The organism is Pseudomonas paraeruginosa PA7 (genome assembly GCF_000017205.1).
Taxonomy (GTDB): Bacteria; Pseudomonadota; Gammaproteobacteria; order Pseudomonadales; family Pseudomonadaceae; genus Pseudomonas; species Pseudomonas paraeruginosa.
Window position 1 is genome coordinate 5,775,548 of sequence record NC_009656.1, and the last position, 17,404, is coordinate 5,792,951.

Below are 17,404 nucleotides of genomic sequence, written 5' to 3' on the forward strand. Positions count from 1 at the left end.
GGCCCCGCCACGGGCGCCGTGGGCGTTCCGTCGGTTCAGCCGCGTCCGGCCGCGAGCGACTCGCGCGGTGGCAACCGATATACCCAGATGCGCCGCAAGACAGTGAGGAATTGCCGTCCCAGGCGTCCGCTGTTGTAGGTCTGCCCGTAGCGCCGGGCGATTTCGCGGACCTCGCGGGACAGCGCGGCGTAGCGACGCGCCGGCAGGTCCGGGTAGAGGTGGTGCTCGATCTGGTGGCTGAGGTTGCCGGTCAGGATGTGGAACAGCGGCCCGCCCTCCAGGTTGCTGGAGCCGCGCAGCTGGCGCAGGTACCAGTGGCCACGGGTCTCTCCCTCCAGCACCGAGGGCGGGAAGACCACCGCCTTCTCGGTGAAGTGGCCGCAGAAGATCACCGTGAAGGTCCACAGGTTGCGCAGCACGTTGGCCAGCAGGTTGCCGACGAACACCGCGCCGAAGCCGCCGGCGAACAGGCCGAGAAGCGGGAACAGCAGGTAGTCCCTGGTCCACTGGCGACCCAGCTTGGCACGCAGGCGGCGTAGCAGCGGCAAGAGTTCGGCCTTGTCCAGGCGCCCCTTGGCGTACTGGTCCAGGCGCAGATGCTGGATCGCCACCGCGTACTGGAACAGCAGCGCCTGCAACGTCACCCACAGCGGTTGCCAGCGGTAGAACGGCTTCCAGCGCTGTTCCGGGAACAGCCGCACGATCCCGTAGCCGACGTCGTCGTCCTTGCCCAGCACGTTGGTGTAGGTGTGGTGGATATGGTTGTGGGTGTGCCGCCAGAAGTCGGACGGCCCGGCGATGTCCCACTCGTAGGCGCGGCCGGCGAATTCCGGATCGTTCATCCAGTCGTACTGGCCGTGCATGACGTTGTGGCCCAGCTCCATGTTCTCGAGGATCTTGCCCAGGCCGAGGAGCAGGCTGCCGAGCAGCCAGGTCGGCGGCAGCCAGCCGAACATCAGCAGCGCCCTGCCGCTCCAGCAGCAGAAGCGCACCGCCGCACGGACCCGGCGGATGTAGCGCGCGTCGTCCGCGCCGAGATCGGCCAGGGTACGCTGGCGCAGGGCGTCGAGTTCGGCGCCGAAGGCCGCCAGTTGTTCCGGGGTCAGTTCGCGGTCGTCGCGCATCGCAGGGCTCGCAGGTCGGTTCACAGGTCCAGCGCCAGGTCGCCGTGGGCGGCGCTGACGCAGAGGCGGATAGGCTGGCCGGGCTCGCTGCACAGCGCGCCGCTGCGCAGGTCACGCACGCAGCCGCTGAGCAGGACGCAGGTGCAACTGGCACAGATGCCCTGGCGGCAACCGTGGGCCGGGCGCAGGCCGTGGGCCTCGGCCTGTTCCAGCAGGCTGGCGGCGCTATCGCCGGAGACTTCCCGCTGCGACCGGGCGAAGCGCAGGCGCACTTCGCGCGGCGCCTCCCCGCTGCGCCAGCGCGGGACGCTGAAGGATTCCGTCTGCAAGCCGGCGAAGCGTGCCCCCAGTTGCTCGCCCACCGCCTCGACGAAGTCTGCCGGCCCGCAGGCCAGGGCCTGGCTGCGCGCCAGGTCGGCCGGCCAGCCCTCAAGATGGTCGGCCTGGAAATGTCCCGCGAGGCAGCCGGCGGCCGGCGAACCGCGGGTCAGGCTCCAGCGCAACTCCAGGTTCGGGTGACGCGCCGCCAGCGCCTCCAGCTCGCCGAGCCAGGCGCGCTGGCCGGGATGACGGACGTAGTGCAGCCACAGCACGGGACCGCGATAGCCGTTCTCCAGCGCCTCGCGGAGCAGGCCGAGCAGGGGCGTCAGGCCGCTGCCAGCGGCCAGCAGGCAGACCGCCTCGGCCTGCATCGGCCAATGCAGATCGCCTTGCGCGGGCTGCAACTCGACACGCTGGCCGACTTCCAGGTGCTCGCACAACCAGGGCGAGAGCGCCCCGTCCGGGTGACGCCTGACGGCGATTTCCAGGCGCTCGCCGACCACCCGGGTCAGGCTGTAGCTGCGCCCGACCCGCACCCCGTCGCGCTCCGCCAGCAGCTGGATGTGCTGGCCCGGCCGCGCCGGCGGCCAGCCGGGGGCGGTACGCAGGGTCAGGGCGAGCATGTCGTCGGCCACCCAGTAGCGCGCCTCGACCCGCGCATAGTGGCGGTTCAGCGACGCCAGCGGATGGGCGTGACGCAGCAGGCCGTCGACATCGGCCTCGCGCAGCCAGCCATGGGCGGCGAGACGGCGCAGGGGGGCGAGCAAGGGGGTCAGGAGAGCGAGGGGAAGCAAGGCCATCGAGAATATTTCAGTGAACGATCGTTCACAAAACTTTGCCCGTTCCGCGCAATCGAGTCAACAAGCGTTCACTGATGTATCCTTCGACCGCTGCCGTCCCCGGTTCGACCGGGTCGCAGAGCTTTTGCTACAGTCGCCGGTCCGCCAAAGGAAGCCGTATGTCCTCACCCCGCGCCGAACAGAAACAGCAGACCCGCCACGCGCTGATGAGCGCCGCGCGCCACCTTATGGAAAGCGGGCGCGGTTTCGGCAGCCTCAGCCTGCGCGAAGTGACGCGCGCCGCCGGGATCGTCCCGGCCGGCTTCTACCGGCACTTCAGCGACATGGACCAGCTCGGCCTGGCGCTGGTCGCCGAGGTCGACGAGACCTTCCGCGCCACCCTGCGCGCGGTGCGCCACAACGAGTTCGAACTGGGCGGGCTGATCGACGCTTCGGTGCGTATCTTCCTCGACGCGGTCGGCGCCAACCGTTCCCAGTTCCTCTTCCTCGCCCGCGAGCAGTACGGCGGCTCGCTGCCGATCCGCCAGGCCATCGCCAGCCTGCGCCAGCGCATCACCGACGACCTGGCCGCCGACCTGGCGCTGCTGAACAAGATGCCGCACCTCGACGGCGCGGCCCTCGACGTGTTCGCCGACCTGGTGGTGAAGACCGTCTTCGCCACCCTTCCGGAGCTGATCGACCCACCCGCCGCCGATCTGCCGCCGCACCTGATGCCGGCCGCGAAGATCACCCACCAGCTGCGTTTCATCATGATCGGCGGCAAGCACTGGCACGGTCTACCCGGCTGACCCCGCACCTCCCCAGCGGACCTCCGGCTCGGCGTTTGTCCGCGGACTAGACGCGCGCGCACCTTTCCGGTGCGGCAAAAAAGTCGTTGCGCACCAACCTGGCGCGCTGCAATATTTTGTTACATCCCTATGGCCCCGTTTTCCCGGTACAGGCGTCCCGCATCGACCTGGCAAGGCCCTTGCTGGTGCTTGTTGTGATCCCTTTCCTGTCGCATTGCGGAAACTGCCCATGCTGGTCATCCACCAACGCCTGCCCGCCCGCTCGCCCCGCTGGGACGAAGAACTCCACCTGACCTACGAGGCGCGCAGCAAGAGCCGCCTGCGCTGCTTCGCGGCGAGCGGCGAGGAGGTCGGCCTGTTCCTCGAGCGCGGCCTGCCGCCGCTGGCCGACGGCGATTGCCTGGAAGCCCGCGACGGCCGCGTGGTGCGCGTGTTCGCCCGGGCCGAGGAACTGCTTCACGTGACCTGCGCCAGCCCGCTGGAGCTGACCCGCGCCGCCTATCACCTGGGCAACCGCCACGTCGCGCTGCAGGTCGGCGAGGGCTGGCTGCGCCTGCTCGACGACTACGTGCTCAAGGCCATGCTCGAACAGCTCGGCGCCTCGGTGAACGCCATTCAGGCACCGTTCCAGCCGGAGCATGGCGCCTACGGCGGCGGCCATCATCATTCGCACCACGGCGAGGCGGAATTCAACTACGCCCCGCGCCTGCACCAGTTCGGCGTGCGCCGGTGAACAGCATCTGGGCGCGCCTGCGCCTGGCCAGCTCGCAGTTGCCGATCGGCGGCTACAGCTATTCCCAGGGCCTGGAGGCGGCCCTCGACAATGGCTGGGTGCGCGACGCCGAGAGCGCGCGGACCTGGCTGGTCGACCAGTTGCAACTGAACCTGGCGCGCTTCGAGGCACCGCTGCTGGCCGGCCTCCTGCGTGCCGCGCTGGCCGGTGACTGGGCCGCCTGCGATGCGGCCAGCGAACGCCATCGGGCCAGCCGCGAGACCCGCGAGCTGGCCCAGGAAAGCCGGCAGATGGGCTTTTCCCTGCAACAGTTGCTGGAAGCCCTGCCCGAACTCGACGACGCCGGCCGCGCCTGGCTGGCGCGCCAGGATCCACCCAATCTCGCCGCCGCCTGGGCGATGGCCGCGCGCGCCTGGCGCCTGGACGCCGAGGAGGCGCTCAGCGCCTGGTTCTGGAACTGGCTGGAGAACCAATTGGCGGTGCTGATGAAAACCCTGCCGCTCGGCCAGCTGGCCGCGCAGAAACTTGCTTCCAGCCTGCTGCCGGACCTCGACCGCGCCTGCGCCGAGGCCCTGCGGCGGCCTGCCGTCGAGGGCAGCGCCGCGTTCGGCCTGGCGCTGGCCAGCATGACCCACGAAACCCAGTACAGCCGTCTGTTCCGTTCCTAGGAGAAACCCCATGACATCCCAACCCCTGCGTGTCGGCATCGGCGGTCCGGTGGGCTCCGGCAAGACCGCCCTGACCCTGGCCCTGTGCCGCGAACTGCGCGAGCGCTACAACCTCGCGGTGGTCACCAACGACATCTACACCCAGGAGGACGCGCAGTTCCTGGTGCGCAACGAGGCCCTCGCCCCCGAGCGGATCATCGGCGTGGAGACCGGCGGCTGCCCGCACACGGCGATCCGCGAGGACGCCTCGATCAACCTGGAGGCGGTGGACCAGCTCAACCGGCGCTTCCCCGGCCTGGAGCTGATCCTGGTGGAGTCCGGCGGCGACAACCTGTCGGCCACCTTCAGCCCCGAACTGTCCGACCTGACCCTCTACGTGATCGACGTTTCCGCCGGCGACAAGATCCCGCGCAAAGGCGGCCCCGGTATCTGCAAGTCGGACCTGCTGGTGATCAACAAGATCGACCTGGCGCCCCTGGTCGGCGCCTCCCTCGAGGTGATGGACGAGGACGCCCGGCGCATGCGCGGCGACAAGCCGTTCGTGTTCAGCAACCAGAAGACCGGCCAGGGCCTGGCCGAAATCATCGCCTTCATCGAGCGCCAGGGCCTGCTGACCGCCGCCTGACGCCGCCTCGCCACGACAAGGAACCGCCCATGAAACTGCCCAAGCTGCTCGCCACCCTCGCCCTGCTCGCCGCGCCAGCGCTGGCCTTCGCCCACCCTGGCCACGGCGAACACGGCCTGGTCGCCGGCCTCGCCCATCCGCTCACCGGCCTCGACCACCTGCTGGCGATGTTCGCCGTCGGCCTCTGGGCCGCCCAGCAACAGGGGGCCGCGCGCCTCGCCCTGCCCTGCACTTTCGTCGGCACCATGCTGGTCGGCGGCCTGCTCGGCTTCGAGGGCCTGCAACTGCCGTTCATGGAAACCGGCATCGCCGCCTCGGTGCTCGCCCTCGGCCTCTGCGTGGCGCTCGCCGTGCGCCCGCCGCTGCCGCTGGCAATGGCCGCCACCGCGCTGTTCGCCCTGGCCCACGGGGTCGCCCACGGCCTGGAGCTGCCGGACCTTTCCAGCCCCTGGCTGTACGCGCTCGGTTTCGTCGCCGCCACCGCCGCGCTGCACGCCGCCGGCTACGCGCTGGTGCGTCTGCTGCCGCAGGCGGCGGCGCCGCTGGTGCGTCTCGCCGGGCTGGCCTCGGCCGGCGCCGGGGTCTGGTTGCTGGCCGGCTGAACCGGCGCTCCCGCCTCAGCGCCTGATCAGCACCCGTCGGCCTTGGTGCACGAGGCGCAGGCCATGGGTCTGCGCCAGCATCGCCAGGGCCAGCGGCAGGTCGTCGACGGGAAAGGTGCCGGAGACCCGAAGCGGGCCCAGCGACGGCTCGCACTCGATGCTCTCGCTCCCGTAGCGCATCAGTTCTCCCGCCCACTGCCGCAACGGCATCTCGTCGGCCACCAGCAGGCCCTGGCGCCAGGCCAGCGCCGCCTCGCCGGCGGACTCGACGGCGCCGATCCGCTGGCGATCGAAGCGCACCCGCTGACCGGCCTCGATCACCCGGCCATCCGCCGCGCTCGCTGCGTCCTCGGGACGTACCTGGACCGCGCCTTCGTACACCGCCAGCACTGTCTCCGTGCCCTCGCGCCGTACGCTGAAGGCAGTACCCAGCGCGCGCATCAGGCCCTGTTCGGTGCGCACCAGGAACGGCCGCGGCGGCTCGCGCCGGTCCGCCGCGGTGCGGAGGTAGATCTCCCCGCGATACAGGCGCAGCAGGCGCTGGCCAGCGTCGTAGCGCAGGTCCAGCGCGCTGTCGGTATTCATCTCGACCTGGCTGCCGTCCTCCAGCGTCAGGTGGCGCCGCTCGCCGACGGCGGTGAGGTGGTCGGCGCCGAAGCCGTCGCGCCAGAACTGGGCGCGCCAGCCCCACCAGGCCAGCGGCGCACCGCCGATGAACAGGGCCAGGCCGCGCAACACGGCGCGCCGGCCGCTCCCGCCCGGCCGCTCCAGGGTGCGCCGTGCCAGTGCCGGCGGCAGGCTGCCGATATTCGCCAGCAGCCGCTCGGCGCGCCGCCAGGCACGCTGATGCTCGGCACTGCGCAGGCGCCAGGACTCCAGCTCGGCCTGTTGCGCCGGGGCCAGCGGTCCCTCCTGCATCAGCAGCAGCCAGGAGGCCGCCTCCCCGAGCACCTGCGGGGCGATCGCCTCGGCGGCCGGCGGGCCGGCGAAGCCCGTTTCGTCGAGTCGCTGCGCGCGTGCGGCGGTGGCGTCAGTCATCGGGCATCAAGCTCAGGCAGGTCAGGAAGCCCTGGTGGATGTATTTCTTCACCGTCGGCAGCGCCACGTCCAGCGCCTCGGCGATGTCCTTCTGCCTCATGCCGTCCAGGGTCGCCATCAGGAATGCCTGTTTCACCCGCGGGCGCAGGGTGTCGAGCAGCGCGTCGATCTCGTGCAGGGTCTCGACGATCACGCTCTGCTGCTCCGGCGACGGCTGCAACGGCTCGGGCAGCGTGGCCAGGGCCTCGAGCCAGGCGAGTTCCAGCGACTGGCGGCGTCGCCAGCTGACCAGCACGCAGGTGGCGATGCGCGTCAGGTAGGCGCGTGGCTGGCGGATCGCCTCGCGCTGCGCGGCGTCGTGGCTGGCGAGGATGCGCAGGAAGGTGTCCTGGGCCAGGTCGTCCGCCACCTCGCGGCCCCAGGAACGTAGCCGGTAGGCCAGCCAGCCGCGCAGCCAGGCGTGGTTTTCGAGGTACAGCGTGGCGACGCTGCCGCGGTCAGCGGAAAGACAGGGGCTCGGTGCATTCATCGATGAGGAGTCGGATCGGGCTGGGCTCAAGTGCAAATGAAAACTATTATCACTAATTTGCCACGCACCACAATGCCAATCCCGCGAGGGGTTGGCGGATGCGAAAAGTTTCTCCGGGAATATCCCTTTTTCGATCTCGTGCGACAGAGGGGGTGAGAGCCCGCGAATGACGGGCAGCCATCCAGCGAGCGAAGAAGCATGTCCCGAACACCTCGTTTCCCCCGCCCGTCGCGTCCCCGGACGCGCCTCTCCCCGATCACCCTGGCCCTGCGTTGCGCGTTATGCGCCCTGGCCGCGGCCGGCACCGGCCTGGCGGGCGCAGCCCCGGCGCAGGACACCAGCCAGGTGGCGCCCAGCGGTACCCGCCTGGACGACCCGACAGCACGCCACTACCGGATTCCGGCCGGTCCCCTGGGCGCCTCCCTCGGCGCCTTCGCCAGCCGTTCCGGGCTGTTGCTGTCGTTCGATCCCGAGCTGACCCGCGGCCGCAACGCGCCGGCGCTGGACGGACGCTACACGGTCCTCGAAGGCTTGCAGCGAGTGCTGTCGCAGACCGACCTGCAGGTCATGGCGGGCTCGACCGGCGCCTACCTGCTGGTCGCGCCACGCAGGTCCGGGGAGGCGCCGGCCGAACTGTCGCCGGTGGTGGTCTCGGCCGCCGAGCTGGCCGACCCGCAGAAGGACACCTACAGTGCGCCGCGCTCCTCGGTGCACCTCTCCAGCGAAGACATCGACCGCTTCGGCCGGGTCTCGGTGGGCGACCTGCTCAAGGGCGTGCCCGGCGTCCAGGTCGGCGACAGCCGCAACGGCGGCGCGCTGGACGTGAACATCCGCGGCATCCAGGGACAGAGCCGGGTGGCGGTGCGGGTCGACGGCGCGGAACAGGCGCTGGACGTCTACCGCGGCTACGCCGGCACCCAGCAACGCAGCTACATCGATCCCGACCTGATCAGCAGCGTGACCATCAACAAGGGACCTTCGAACAAATCGGGGGCGATCGGCGGCACGGTGGACATGCAGACCCTCGGCGTCGACGACATCCTGGTGGACGGCAAGGACATCGGCGTGCGCTTCACCGGCGACGTCTGGAACAACGGCGTCGCGCCGCAGCGCCGCAGCGCCAGCTCGAAGGACGAGGACCTCGGTGCCACGCCGCACGACGACCGCGGCAGCCTGTTCGGTTCGCAGGCGCAATCCGGCAGCGCCGCGTTCGCCTACCGCAACGAACGCCTGGACCTGGTCGCCGCCTACGCCCACCGCAACCAGGGCAACTATTTCTCCGGCAGGAAGGGCCAGGACCGCTACCGCGTCTACGACCACCGCGGCAGAGAGGAAAACAGCGTGGCGACGGTCTACGAGGCCGGCGAGGAAGTGCTCAACTCCTCGTCGGAGACAGAATCGTACCTGCTCAAGGCGACCTGGCGGATCGCCGACGAGCACCGCCTCGACCTCGGCTATCGCCGCTACGACGGACGCAACGGGGAGATCATGCCGTCGGACATCTTCCGCCTCGGCACCGCGGGCATCTACCAGTACCCGCTGAGCGAAGTGAAGATCGACACCTACACCGCGCGCTACCACTACCTGCCCGAGGGCAATCCCCTGCTGGACCTGAACGCCGGCCTGTGGCTGACCGAGGCGAAGACCGACACCCTGACCTCGGTGCTGGCGCCGCGCTCGCAGGCCTATCGCCCCGACCGCAACTGGACCCGCCAGGACAACCGGCGCATCGGCGGCGACCTGAACAACGTCGCGCGCCTGGCGACCGACTATGGCGACTTCAAGCTCGACCTGGGCGGCTCGTTCCAGTTCGAGGACCTCCAGCCGCAGAAAAGCGTGGTCACCACCCTTCACGATATCAACGCCCAGCGCACCCTGCGCGACGGTTCGCGGCAGGAGTACAGCCTCAACGGCAAGCTGGAGTACAAGCCGGTCGAGCGCCTGACCCTGTGGGGCGGCGGCCGCTACAGCCACTTCCGCAGCAAGGACAACGGCATCTCCGCCACGGCGCGGCGCGAGGATCGCGACGTGCGCTTCATCACGGTGAGCAGGCCCGACTACTACGGCTCGATGATGTGGTTTCCCGACCAGAACGGCGAGTACACCGATGCCACCGACCCACGCCTGCACAACGGCATCGTCACCGACAACACCAACAATCCGTTCGAAGGCATTCCCTTCGACGAGATCGGCCCGGCCGAGGTGACGGTCCATCCCTCGGCGGTCACCAACGTGGTCACCGGCTACGACTACGCCGGCAAGCGCAGCAGCAGCGGCGGCGGCTTCGCGCCGGCCTTCGGGATCAACTTCGAGCTGGCCCCGGACACCTTCGTCTACGCCAGCTACACCCAGGGCCTGCGCCTGCCGTCGCTGTTCGAGACCAGCCGCGGCACCCTGCAGGTCGAGCCGGGCAAGGACCTCAAGCCCGAGCGTTCGCGCAGCTGGGAGATCGGCGTCAGCGCATTGCGCGAAGGCCTGCTGGCAGAACGCGACTCGGCGGCGCTCAAGCTGGCTTACTTCAACAACACCATCAGGAACTACATCACCCGCTACTACGACCCGAGCCCCGGCCTGATGGGCCTGATGACCTTCAGCAATACCGACAGCTACCGTACCAGCGGCCTGGAACTGCAGTCGCACTACGACGCGGGTCGGCTGTTCAGCGACCTGTCGGCGACCTACTACCTGAAGACCGAGACCTGCGACGCGGCATTCGCCGCCAGGCTGCGCGCCAGCGCGAACCAGTACCGGCACACCGAGAATACGCCGGACTGCACGCCAGGCAGCTTCATGGGTTCCTACACCAACACGCAGAACCCGCCACGCTTCTCGGCCAACCTGCTCGCCGGCCTGCGCTTCTTCGACGAGACCCTGACCCTGGGCGGGCGCATGACCTATACCTCGGGCCCCACCGCGACGGTGGACAAGCCCTGGCAGACCGGCGCCACCACCCCGCAGATCGAGTACCGCTCGGTGCAGCTGTTCGACCTGTTCCTCAACTACAAGCTGTTCGAGCACACCGAGCTGAACGCCTCGCTGCAGAACCTCACCGACCGCTACTACCTGGACCCGCTGGCGCAGAGCTTCATGCCCGCGCCGGGGCGCACCCTGCGGGTGGGGATGCGGGCGAAGTTCTGAGTCCCGCCCTCCCCCTCAGGAGTTGTCGGAGGAGCGCCGCGACAGCGTGCGCCAGCGCCGCTCCGGTAGGGCGAATAACCGCCCAGCGGTTATCCGCCGAAGCACCGGGCCACCCGCTGCCCTGCCCTCCGGGGCCGTCCGGAGGAGCGACGCGACAGCCTGCGTCACCACGACAACGGATAGCTCACCACCACCCGCGTCTGGTCGAAGTCGCTGTTGAAGCTGCGCCGGTTGCTGGCGTGGTTGAGCCGCACGTTGAGGCGCGCCAGCGGGCCGCTCTGCACGGTGTAGCCGAGCTCGACATCGCGTTCCCATTCCTTGCCACCGCTACCGACCCTGGTGGTGGCATTCGAGCCATGGCCGTAGCGGACCATGCCGATCAGGCCGGGCCAACCGAGGCCGACGAAGTCGTAGTCGTAGCGAACCTGCCAGGAGCGTTCGTCGGCATTGGTGAAGTTGCCGTTGAACATGTCGTTGCCCATGCTCCGCCCGCTGCTGCCGTAGACCGACTGCCAGCCACTGTCGCCGCCGACCTTCTGCAGGCCGAGGTAGAAGGTGTGCAGGCCGATACCGGCGGAAAACAGACCGTAGAGGGTGTGGCTGTCGATCTCGCCGGCGCGCGCGGCGCCGTCGTCGCGGTCGACGAACAGGCCGAGGTTGGCGCCCAGGGTCCAGTCGCCGACGCGCTGTTTGTGCAGCAGGTTGGCGTAGCTCTGCCGGTAGATGTCTTCCAGTTGCCCATGCCACAGCCCGACCTGGGTACGTTCCCGGTTGAAGCGGTACTCGGCGCCGGCGTAGTTGAAACCGTCCGAGTTCTGCGTCGGCGCGCTCCAGGCCGACAGGTCCTGCATGTCCGCCGAATTGCGCAGGCTCACCGCGTCGAAGCGTCCGGCCTGCAGGGCCAGGCCCGGCAGCTCGCGGGAAACCACGGCGAAGCCGCGGAATGTCTGCGGCAGCAGGCGGCCGTCGTCGTAGCGCAGCAGCGGAATGTCCGGGAGCATCTCGCCGATCTTCAGCTCGCTGGCCGAGACCCGCAGCTTGGCGGCCAGGCCGACGCGGCCGTAGTTGTCCGCCGCGCGGCCGTCGTCGTGCAACGGCAGCAGTTCGGAGTTGCTGGTGCCGCGTCCGCTGTTCAGCTTCACGCCGAACAGGCCGATGGCGTCCAGGCCGACGCCGACGGTGCCGGGCGTGTAGCCGGAGCTGAACTTGAGGATGAAGCCTTGCGCCCATTCGTCCACCAGGCTCTTGCCGGCGTCGTGGTCGCGGAAATCGCGATTGAAGTAGTAGTTGCGCAGGACCAGGTCGGTCTTCGCATCCTCCAGGAAGCCGCCCTCGGCGGCTTGCGCGGCAAGACAGGCGAGCATGGGCAGGACCGCCCCTGCGCTGCGCGGGACTGCGGTTTTACGACGGATTTTCATTGTTATTGTGCTCCGTTTTTCAGGGACGACCGGGCCCCGGCAGCCTCTGCGGGCCACCTGGCGGCGACGGTCGGGTCAGCGGCGGGGCGCGAGCCCCGCCGCCAGGGTCAGAACGGGTACTGGCGCGGCGCGTGCTGCACGCTGATCCAGTGGTCGGTGGTGAACTCCTCGATGGCCCAGTCGCCGTTGAAGCGACCGAGCCCGGAGTTCTTCTCGCCGCCGAACGGCGCGTTGGCCTCGTCGTTCACCGGGATGTCGTTGACGTGGGTCATCCCCGCGCGAACCTGGCGGGCGAAGCGCACCGCGCGCTCCAGGTCGCGACTGAACACCGCGCTGGACAGCCCGTATTCGCTGGCATTGGCCAGCTCCAGCGCATGCGCCTCGTCGCGCGCGCGGAGCAGGCCGACCAACGGGCCGAAGATCTCGTCACGGGCGATCTCCATGTCGGCGGTGACCTCGCCGTACACATGCGGTGCCAGCAATTGGCCGTCGACGCCCCCCTCGTACAGCGGCTTGGCGCCTTCCTGGCGGGCCAGGCGGATCTTTTCCAGCAGGCCTTCGAGCTGGCGCGCGTTGACGATCGGCCCGACCGCGGTATCGGCGCGCTGCGGATCGCCGACCCGGAGGCCCTTGACCCGCTCGACGAAGCGCGCAGCGAAGGCGTCGTAGAGACTGTCCTCGACGATGATGCGGTTGATCGCCATGCAGATCTGCCCCTGGTGCAGGAACTTGCCGAACACCGCGGCGTTCACCGCCTGCTCCAGGTCGGCGTCGCCGAGCACCACGAACGGGCTGTTGCCGCCCAGCTCCAGCGCCACGTGCTTGAGATGCGCGCCGCCGCTGGCGATGCGGCCGATGTTGCGGCCCACCGGGGTCGAGCCGGTGAAGGTCACCAGGCCCGGCACCGGGTGCTCGACGAAGGCGTCGCCGATCTCGCTGCCGGGACCGACCACCACGCTGAACAGCCCGGCCGGCAGCCCGGCTTCCTCGAAGATCCGCGCCAGCAGCAGGCCGCCACAGACCGGCGTGTCGCTGGCCGGCTTGACCACCACCGCGTTGCCCAGCGCCAGGGCCGGGGCGATGGAACGCTGGGTCAGGTGCAGCGGGAAGTTCCACGGACTGATCACGCCGACCACGCCGATCGCGCTGCGGTAGACCCGGCTTTCCTTGCCCGCCACGTCGGAGTCGACGATGCGCCCGTGCACCCGCGCCGGGAACGATGCCGACTCCAGGCTGATGGCACGCGCCGCGCCCCATTCGATCTCGGCCTTCAGGCGGGTGCTGCCGGACTCGCGGATGATCCAGTCGACGATCTCCTCACGGCGCCGGTCGAACACCTCCACCACCTTGTACAGCACCGCCGCGCGTGCCGAGGGCCCGAGCGCGGCCCAGGCCGGCTGGACCTCGGCGGCCTTGGCGTAGGCGGCATCGAGGTCGTCGCGGTCGGCCTGCTCGATTTCCAGCAGCAGGCTGGCGTCGTACGGGTTGCTCACCTTCAACCGCCGGCCGGCCCGGCCATGGCGCCATTCGCCGGCCAAGGGCTGAAGACCGAGGTCGGTATAACGGGAATCGCTCATCGCTCTTCTCCTCTTTCGAAAATCACAGGGGTTTCTTCGCCGCCGCATCGACAGGCGCTTGCGCCGTCACGCGCGGCCGCAGGTGGATGCAGGCGATCGCCAGCGCGCCGACCACGCCGGGCACGGCGAAAGCCAGGAAGTTCTGCTGGAACGGCAGTTCCAGTGCCAGCAGGCTGCCACCGAGCAGTGGCCCGGCGATGGCGCCGAGGCGGCCGACCCCGGCGGCCCAGCCGACCCCGGTGGAGCGCACCCAGGCCGGGTAGAACTGCGCGGCGTAGGCGTGGATCACCGCCAGGGTGCCGATGGTGGTGGCGCCGGCCACCACCAGCAGGGTATTGAGCAACCAGGGTCCGGGGCGCAGGCCGAGGGCCGCGAGCGACGCCGCGGCCAGGGCGAAGAACAGCACCAGGGTGCGGCCGGCGCCGAGACGGTCGGCCAGCCAGCCGCCGAACAGCGCGCCGAGGGTGGCACCGATGTTGAGGGTGACCAGGAACGCCAGGCTCGAGCCCAGGGCATAGCCGCCGCCGGCCATCAGTTTCGGCAGCCAGGTGTTGAGCCCGTAGCTCATCAGCATGCACATGGCGAATGCCAGCCACAGCAGCAGGGTGCCGAGCGCCTGGCGGCCGTCGAACAACTGGGCGACCCGTCCGCGCGCGCGCTCCGGCGCGGCGCCGACCGGCAGTTGGGTACCGGGCCGGTAGGCGGGATCGACCCTGAGCAGCAGCGCGTCCAGTTCGGCGCGCCGCCCCTTGAGTTCGAGGAACGCCGCCGACTCCGGCAGCCAGCGCAGCATCAGCGGCACCGCCAGCACCGGCAGCACCGCCACGTAGAACACCGACTGCCAGCCCCAGGCCGGAATCATCACGATCGCCAGCAGCGCCGAAAGCACCGCGCCGACCGAGTAGAACGCCGACATCACCGTGACCAGGGTACTGCGCCGGCCGGCCGGGGCGAACTCGCTGATCAGGTTGATCGCGCTGGGCACCAGCGCGCCGAGCGCCAGGCCGGTGAAGAAGCGACCGGCGCCCAACTCCAGCGGGTCGCGGGCGTGGCCGGTTAGGAAGGCGGCGAGGCTCGCCAGCAGGGTGGTGGCGATCACCAGGCGGCGCCGGCCGAAGCGGTCGGCCAGCGGCGCCAGCAGGGTACCGCCGAAGAGCATGCCGAACAGCGCGCAACTGCCCAGGGTGCCGGCCTGCACCGGGCTGAGTTGCCACTCCTGCATCAGCCGCGGCACCACCGAGCCGTAGATGACCATGTCGTAGCCGTCGAACAGCATGATGAAACACCCCCAGCCGAGGATCAGCCAGTGAGTACGGTTAAAGCGGGCAGCATCGATCACCGCCGCAGCGGATTGCCTGTTCATACCAACCTCTCTTGTTCTTGTTATCGGCGCACGCGGGCGTCTGGTCGGCACCGCCCACTCTGGCACGGGGCGGTGCCGTGGAACATCAGGGTTCGATGGTTTGCGTCGGCACCTCGATCAAAACCGGGCGATCAGCGGCCAGGGCTTGCTTCAAGGCGCTTTCCAGTTCTTCGCGGGTGGCCGCGTGGAGCGCCTCCACGCCATAGCCGCGGGCGATCGCGCAGAAGTCCAGTCCCGGCACGTCGAGCCCCGGTGCATCGGGCACCTCGAGCACCCCGGCGAACCAGCGCAGGGCGCCGTAGGTGCCGTTCTTGAGGATGATGAAGACCGCCGGCACACGGTATTGCGCGGCGCTCCAGAGTGCGGTGATGCCGTAGTTGGCCGAACCGTCGCCGATGATCCCGATCACCTGCCGCCGCGGCTGCGCCAGTTGCGCGCCGACCGCCGCCGGCAGGCCGAAGCCGAGGCCGCCGGCGGCCGGGAAGAAGTAGCTGCCCGGCTCGCGCATCTCCACTCGCTGCCAGAAAGCGGTCACGGTGGAGGTGGATTCCTTGACGAAGATGGCGTCGCGCGGGGCCAGCGCATCGATCACGTCGAACACCGTCTCCGGACGCAGCGGTCCGCCCTCCTCGGCCAGCGCCGGCGGGCGCGGCAGCGCCTCGGGCAGCGGCCGCGCACTGGGACGGACCTGTTCGAGCAGGGCCTCGAGGCTCAGGCCGATGTCGCCGACCAGCGCGTCGCCCATCGGTGCCCGCGCGGCCTCGCCAGGATCGCAGGTGATCTGCACCAGCTCGGCGCCGGCCGGCAGGTAGTCGCCGGGGGCGAACTGGTGGTAGCGGAATACCGGCGCGCCGACGACCAGGATCAGGTCATGGCCGTCGAGCAGCCGGCTGATCCCGGCGATGGCCGCCGGCAGTACGCCACGGAAGCACGGGTGGCGGGTGGGGAACGGGCAGCGCGAAGCCGAGGGCGCGACCCAGGCCGGCATCCGCAGCTTTTCCGCCAGTTGCACGGCCAGGCCATTGGCGTTCGCCCCGTCGACGTCCGGGCCGAGCACCAGCACCGGGTTGCGCGAGCGCGACAGACGCTCGCCAAGCTCGGCCAGCAACGCCGGGGCCGGCAGCGCGGCGCCACTGACCTGGCGCGCGGCCAGGTGCTCGACGCCGGCCGGCGCCGGCTGCGCCCAGTCGTCGTAGGGAATCGACAGGTACACCGGCGCACGCGGCGGCAGGCTGGCGATCTGGATCGCCTGGCTGAGCGCGCGCGGCACGTCCTGGGCACAGGCCGGTTCGTGGCTCCACTTCACCAGCGGCTTGGGCAGTTGGCCGGCCTCGACGTTGGCGAGCATCGCCTCGACCCCGATCATCGAGCGCACCTGCTGTCCGGCGCTGATCACCAGCGGGCTGTGCGAATACCAGGCGTTGGTCAGCGCGCCCATGCCGTTGCCGGTGCCGGCCGCCGCGTGCAGGTTGACGAACGCCGGGCGGCCGCTGGCCAGCGCGAAGCCGTCGGCCATGCCGACCACCGCGCCCTCGTGCAGGCCGAGGATGTAGCGGAAGTCCTCGGGGAAGTCCCTGAGGAACGGCAGTTCGTTCGAGCCGGGATTGCCGAAGACGGTGGTCAGGCCGTGGCGGCGGAGGATCTCGTAGGAGGCGGAATGGACGGTTTTCATGCAGGCCTTCAAGGTCGTTTCCTGGATTTGCGCTACTGTTGCAGCCGCTCGATAATCAATCAAATCGATACTCTTTCTATAAAAAATAGAAGTGATCTATATGAGCCCGATCGACCTCAACCTGGTCCGCACTTTCGTCACGCTCTACGAGGCCGGCAGCGTGACCCTCGCCGCCGAGCGCCTGTTCGTCACCCAGCCGTCGGTGAGCTACGCCCTGGCGCGCCTGCGCGAACTGTTCGACGACGCACTGTTCACCCGCACCCGCGACGGCATCCAGCCGACCTTCGTCGCCGAGCAGCTGTACGGCACCTTCCGCGAGTCGCTGACGCGCATCGAGGGGGCGGTGCAGAGCATGCGCCACTTCGATCCGGCGACCACCGAGCGCCGCTTCCGCATCGCCCTCACCGACCTCGGCGAAGTCGGCTTCCTGTCGCTGATCCTCGAACGCCTGACCCGCGACGCACCGTTCGCCGAGGTGGAGGTGCTGCCGTTGCAGGTGGACGAGGTCGGCGCCTGGCTGAGCAGCGCCAAGGTCGACGCCGCGATCTGCCGCCAGCCGGTGCCCGGCGCGCGCAGCCAGCGGGTCCTGCACGAACGCTACGTGTGCCTGCTCAGCGACCGCCACCCGCGGATCGGCGACTGCCTGAGCCTGGAGCAGTACCTGGCCGAACGGCACATCGTGGTGACCCGCACCTCCGGCCACGGCATCGCCGAGGACGTGCTCAAGGCCATGCAGGTGCAGCGCCGCATCAGCCTGCGGGTACCGCACTTCTCGGTGCTGCCGAAGATCATCCCGGGCACCGAGCTGCTGACCATCCTGCCGGCGCAGATCGCCCACCGCTTCGTCGCCGAGGGCGGCATGCGCATGCTCGACCTGCCCTTCGACCTGCCGCCGTTCGACGTCTCCCTGCACTGGCACGAGAGCAGCGAACGCTCGGCGGCGCTGAACTGGTTCCGCACCACCATCGCCGAGGCGATCATCGCCGCCCAGCGCTGACGCCACGACGC

Annotated in this window: 15 protein-coding genes; 7 read left to right on the forward strand and 8 right to left on the reverse strand. The window is 69.7% G+C overall.

The features are described from left to right. Positions 1–35: 35 nt before the first annotated feature. Complete coding sequence (gene desB / locus PSPA7_RS26790) at positions 36–1,148, reverse strand: fatty acid desaturase DesB (RefSeq protein ID WP_074197195.1); 1,113 nt, start codon at positions 1,146–1,148, stop codon at positions 36–38. Next, positions 1,145–2,245 carry a ferredoxin reductase gene (locus PSPA7_RS26795; protein ID WP_041025424.1) on the reverse strand — a complete coding sequence of 367 codons (1,101 nt, stop codon included), beginning with the start codon at positions 2,243–2,245 and terminating at the stop codon, positions 1,145–1,147. The genes desB and PSPA7_RS26795 overlap by 4 nt, the downstream gene beginning before the upstream one ends. Before the next feature lie 158 nt (positions 2,246–2,403). Here PSPA7_RS26795 and desT point away from each other — a divergent pair, with 158 nt between their 5' ends. The 5 genes from desT (at position 2,404) to PSPA7_RS26820 (ending at position 5,661) form a co-directional block, all read left to right on the forward strand. Continuing rightward, positions 2,404–3,033, forward strand: a complete 630-nt coding sequence (gene desT, locus PSPA7_RS26800; protein WP_012077593.1) for a TetR family transcriptional regulator DesT — start codon at positions 2,404–2,406, stop codon at positions 3,031–3,033. Positions 3,034–3,262: 229 nt separating this feature from the next. Next, the gene (gene ureE, locus PSPA7_RS26805) at positions 3,263–3,766 is read left to right on the forward strand and encodes an urease accessory protein UreE (protein WP_012077594.1); all 504 of its coding nucleotides are present in this window, start codon (positions 3,263–3,265) and stop codon (positions 3,764–3,766) included. Beyond that, positions 3,763–4,434 carry an urease accessory protein UreF gene (locus tag PSPA7_RS26810; protein ID WP_003157213.1) on the forward strand — a complete coding sequence of 224 codons (672 nt, stop codon included), beginning with the start codon at positions 3,763–3,765 and terminating at the stop codon, positions 4,432–4,434. Before ureE ends, PSPA7_RS26810 begins: the two co-directional genes overlap by 4 nt. Before the next feature lie 10 nt (positions 4,435–4,444). Beyond that, entirely contained in the window at positions 4,445–5,059 is a 615-nt protein-coding gene (gene ureG, locus PSPA7_RS26815; protein ID WP_003157212.1) for an urease accessory protein UreG, read from the forward strand. A 29-nt stretch (positions 5,060–5,088) separates the two neighbouring features. Further along, a complete protein-coding gene (locus PSPA7_RS26820; protein WP_012077595.1) occupies positions 5,089–5,661 on the forward strand; it encodes a HupE/UreJ family protein in 573 nt (190 codons plus the stop codon). 15 nt (positions 5,662–5,676) lie between these two features. Here the strand turns inward: PSPA7_RS26820 and PSPA7_RS26825 are convergent, their stop codons facing one another. Continuing rightward, positions 5,677–6,699 (reverse strand): FecR domain-containing protein, encoded by a 1,023-nt coding sequence (locus tag PSPA7_RS26825; RefSeq protein WP_012077596.1) that lies wholly within the window; start codon positions 6,697–6,699, stop codon positions 5,677–5,679. Then, a complete protein-coding gene (locus PSPA7_RS26830; protein WP_012077597.1) occupies positions 6,692–7,228 on the reverse strand; it encodes a sigma-70 family RNA polymerase sigma factor in 537 nt (178 codons plus the stop codon). The genes PSPA7_RS26825 and PSPA7_RS26830 overlap by 8 nt, the downstream gene beginning before the upstream one ends. Before the next feature lie 198 nt (positions 7,229–7,426). Here PSPA7_RS26830 and PSPA7_RS26835 point away from each other — a divergent pair, with 198 nt between their 5' ends. Continuing rightward, positions 7,427–10,366 (forward strand): TonB-dependent receptor, encoded by a 2,940-nt coding sequence (locus PSPA7_RS26835; RefSeq protein ID WP_281517823.1) that lies wholly within the window; start codon positions 7,427–7,429, stop codon positions 10,364–10,366. A 164-nt stretch (positions 10,367–10,530) separates the two neighbouring features. Here PSPA7_RS26835 and PSPA7_RS26840 read toward each other — a convergent pair whose 3' ends face one another. The 4 genes from PSPA7_RS26840 to mdlC form a co-directional block, all read right to left on the reverse strand. After that, positions 10,531–11,784 (reverse strand): OprD family porin, encoded by a 1,254-nt coding sequence (locus PSPA7_RS26840; RefSeq protein ID WP_012077599.1) that lies wholly within the window; start codon positions 11,782–11,784, stop codon positions 10,531–10,533. Positions 11,785–11,891: 107 nt separating this feature from the next. Continuing rightward, entirely contained in the window at positions 11,892–13,361 is a 1,470-nt protein-coding gene (locus tag PSPA7_RS26845; RefSeq protein WP_012077600.1) for an aldehyde dehydrogenase family protein, read from the reverse strand. Positions 13,362–13,383: 22 nt separating this feature from the next. Further along, positions 13,384–14,724, reverse strand: coding sequence for an MFS transporter (locus tag PSPA7_RS26850; RefSeq protein WP_012077601.1), 1,341 nt, complete (start codon positions 14,722–14,724; stop codon positions 13,384–13,386). 85 nt (positions 14,725–14,809) lie between these two features. After that, positions 14,810–16,396, reverse strand: coding sequence for a benzoylformate decarboxylase (mdlC, locus tag PSPA7_RS26855; RefSeq protein ID WP_033997518.1), 1,587 nt, complete (start codon positions 16,394–16,396; stop codon positions 14,810–14,812). A gap of 100 nt (positions 16,397–16,496) precedes the next feature. On the opposite strand from mdlC, the gene PSPA7_RS26860 reads away from it, so the two are divergent. Continuing rightward, complete coding sequence (locus PSPA7_RS26860; RefSeq protein WP_012077603.1) at positions 16,497–17,393, forward strand: LysR family transcriptional regulator; 897 nt, start codon at positions 16,497–16,499, stop codon at positions 17,391–17,393. The last annotated feature ends 11 nt before the right edge of the window (positions 17,394–17,404 follow it).

What these genes read in the sequence shown, in the direction of transcription:
- mdlC (WP_033997518.1), bottom strand. Translation starts at nt 16,396, where the DNA reads ATGAAAACCGTCCATTCCGCCTCCTACGAGATCCTCCGCCGCCACGGC.
- PSPA7_RS26835 (WP_281517823.1), top strand. Translation starts at nt 7,427, where the DNA reads ATGTCCCGAACACCTCGTTTCCCCCGCCCGTCGCGTCCCCGGACGCGC.
- PSPA7_RS26840 (WP_012077599.1), bottom strand. Translation starts at nt 11,784, where the DNA reads ATGAAAATCCGTCGTAAAACCGCAGTCCCGCGCAGCGCAGGGGCGGTC.
- PSPA7_RS26820 (WP_012077595.1), top strand. Translation starts at nt 5,089, where the DNA reads ATGAAACTGCCCAAGCTGCTCGCCACCCTCGCCCTGCTCGCCGCGCCA.
- PSPA7_RS26830 (WP_012077597.1), bottom strand. Translation starts at nt 7,228, where the DNA reads ATGAATGCACCGAGCCCCTGTCTTTCCGCTGACCGCGGCAGCGTCGCC.
- PSPA7_RS26850 (WP_012077601.1), bottom strand. Translation starts at nt 14,724, where the DNA reads ATGAACAGGCAATCCGCTGCGGCGGTGATCGATGCTGCCCGCTTTAAC.
- PSPA7_RS26795 (WP_041025424.1), bottom strand. Translation starts at nt 2,245, where the DNA reads ATGGCCTTGCTTCCCCTCGCTCTCCTGACCCCCTTGCTCGCCCCCCTG.
- desT (WP_012077593.1), top strand. Translation starts at nt 2,404, where the DNA reads ATGTCCTCACCCCGCGCCGAACAGAAACAGCAGACCCGCCACGCGCTG.
- PSPA7_RS26845 (WP_012077600.1), bottom strand. Translation starts at nt 13,361, where the DNA reads ATGAGCGATTCCCGTTATACCGACCTCGGTCTTCAGCCCTTGGCCGGC.
- PSPA7_RS26825 (WP_012077596.1), bottom strand. Translation starts at nt 6,699, where the DNA reads ATGACTGACGCCACCGCCGCACGCGCGCAGCGACTCGACGAAACGGGC.
- ureE (WP_012077594.1), top strand. Translation starts at nt 3,263, where the DNA reads ATGCTGGTCATCCACCAACGCCTGCCCGCCCGCTCGCCCCGCTGGGAC.
- ureG (WP_003157212.1), top strand. Translation starts at nt 4,445, where the DNA reads ATGACATCCCAACCCCTGCGTGTCGGCATCGGCGGTCCGGTGGGCTCC.
- PSPA7_RS26860 (WP_012077603.1), top strand. Translation starts at nt 16,497, where the DNA reads ATGAGCCCGATCGACCTCAACCTGGTCCGCACTTTCGTCACGCTCTAC.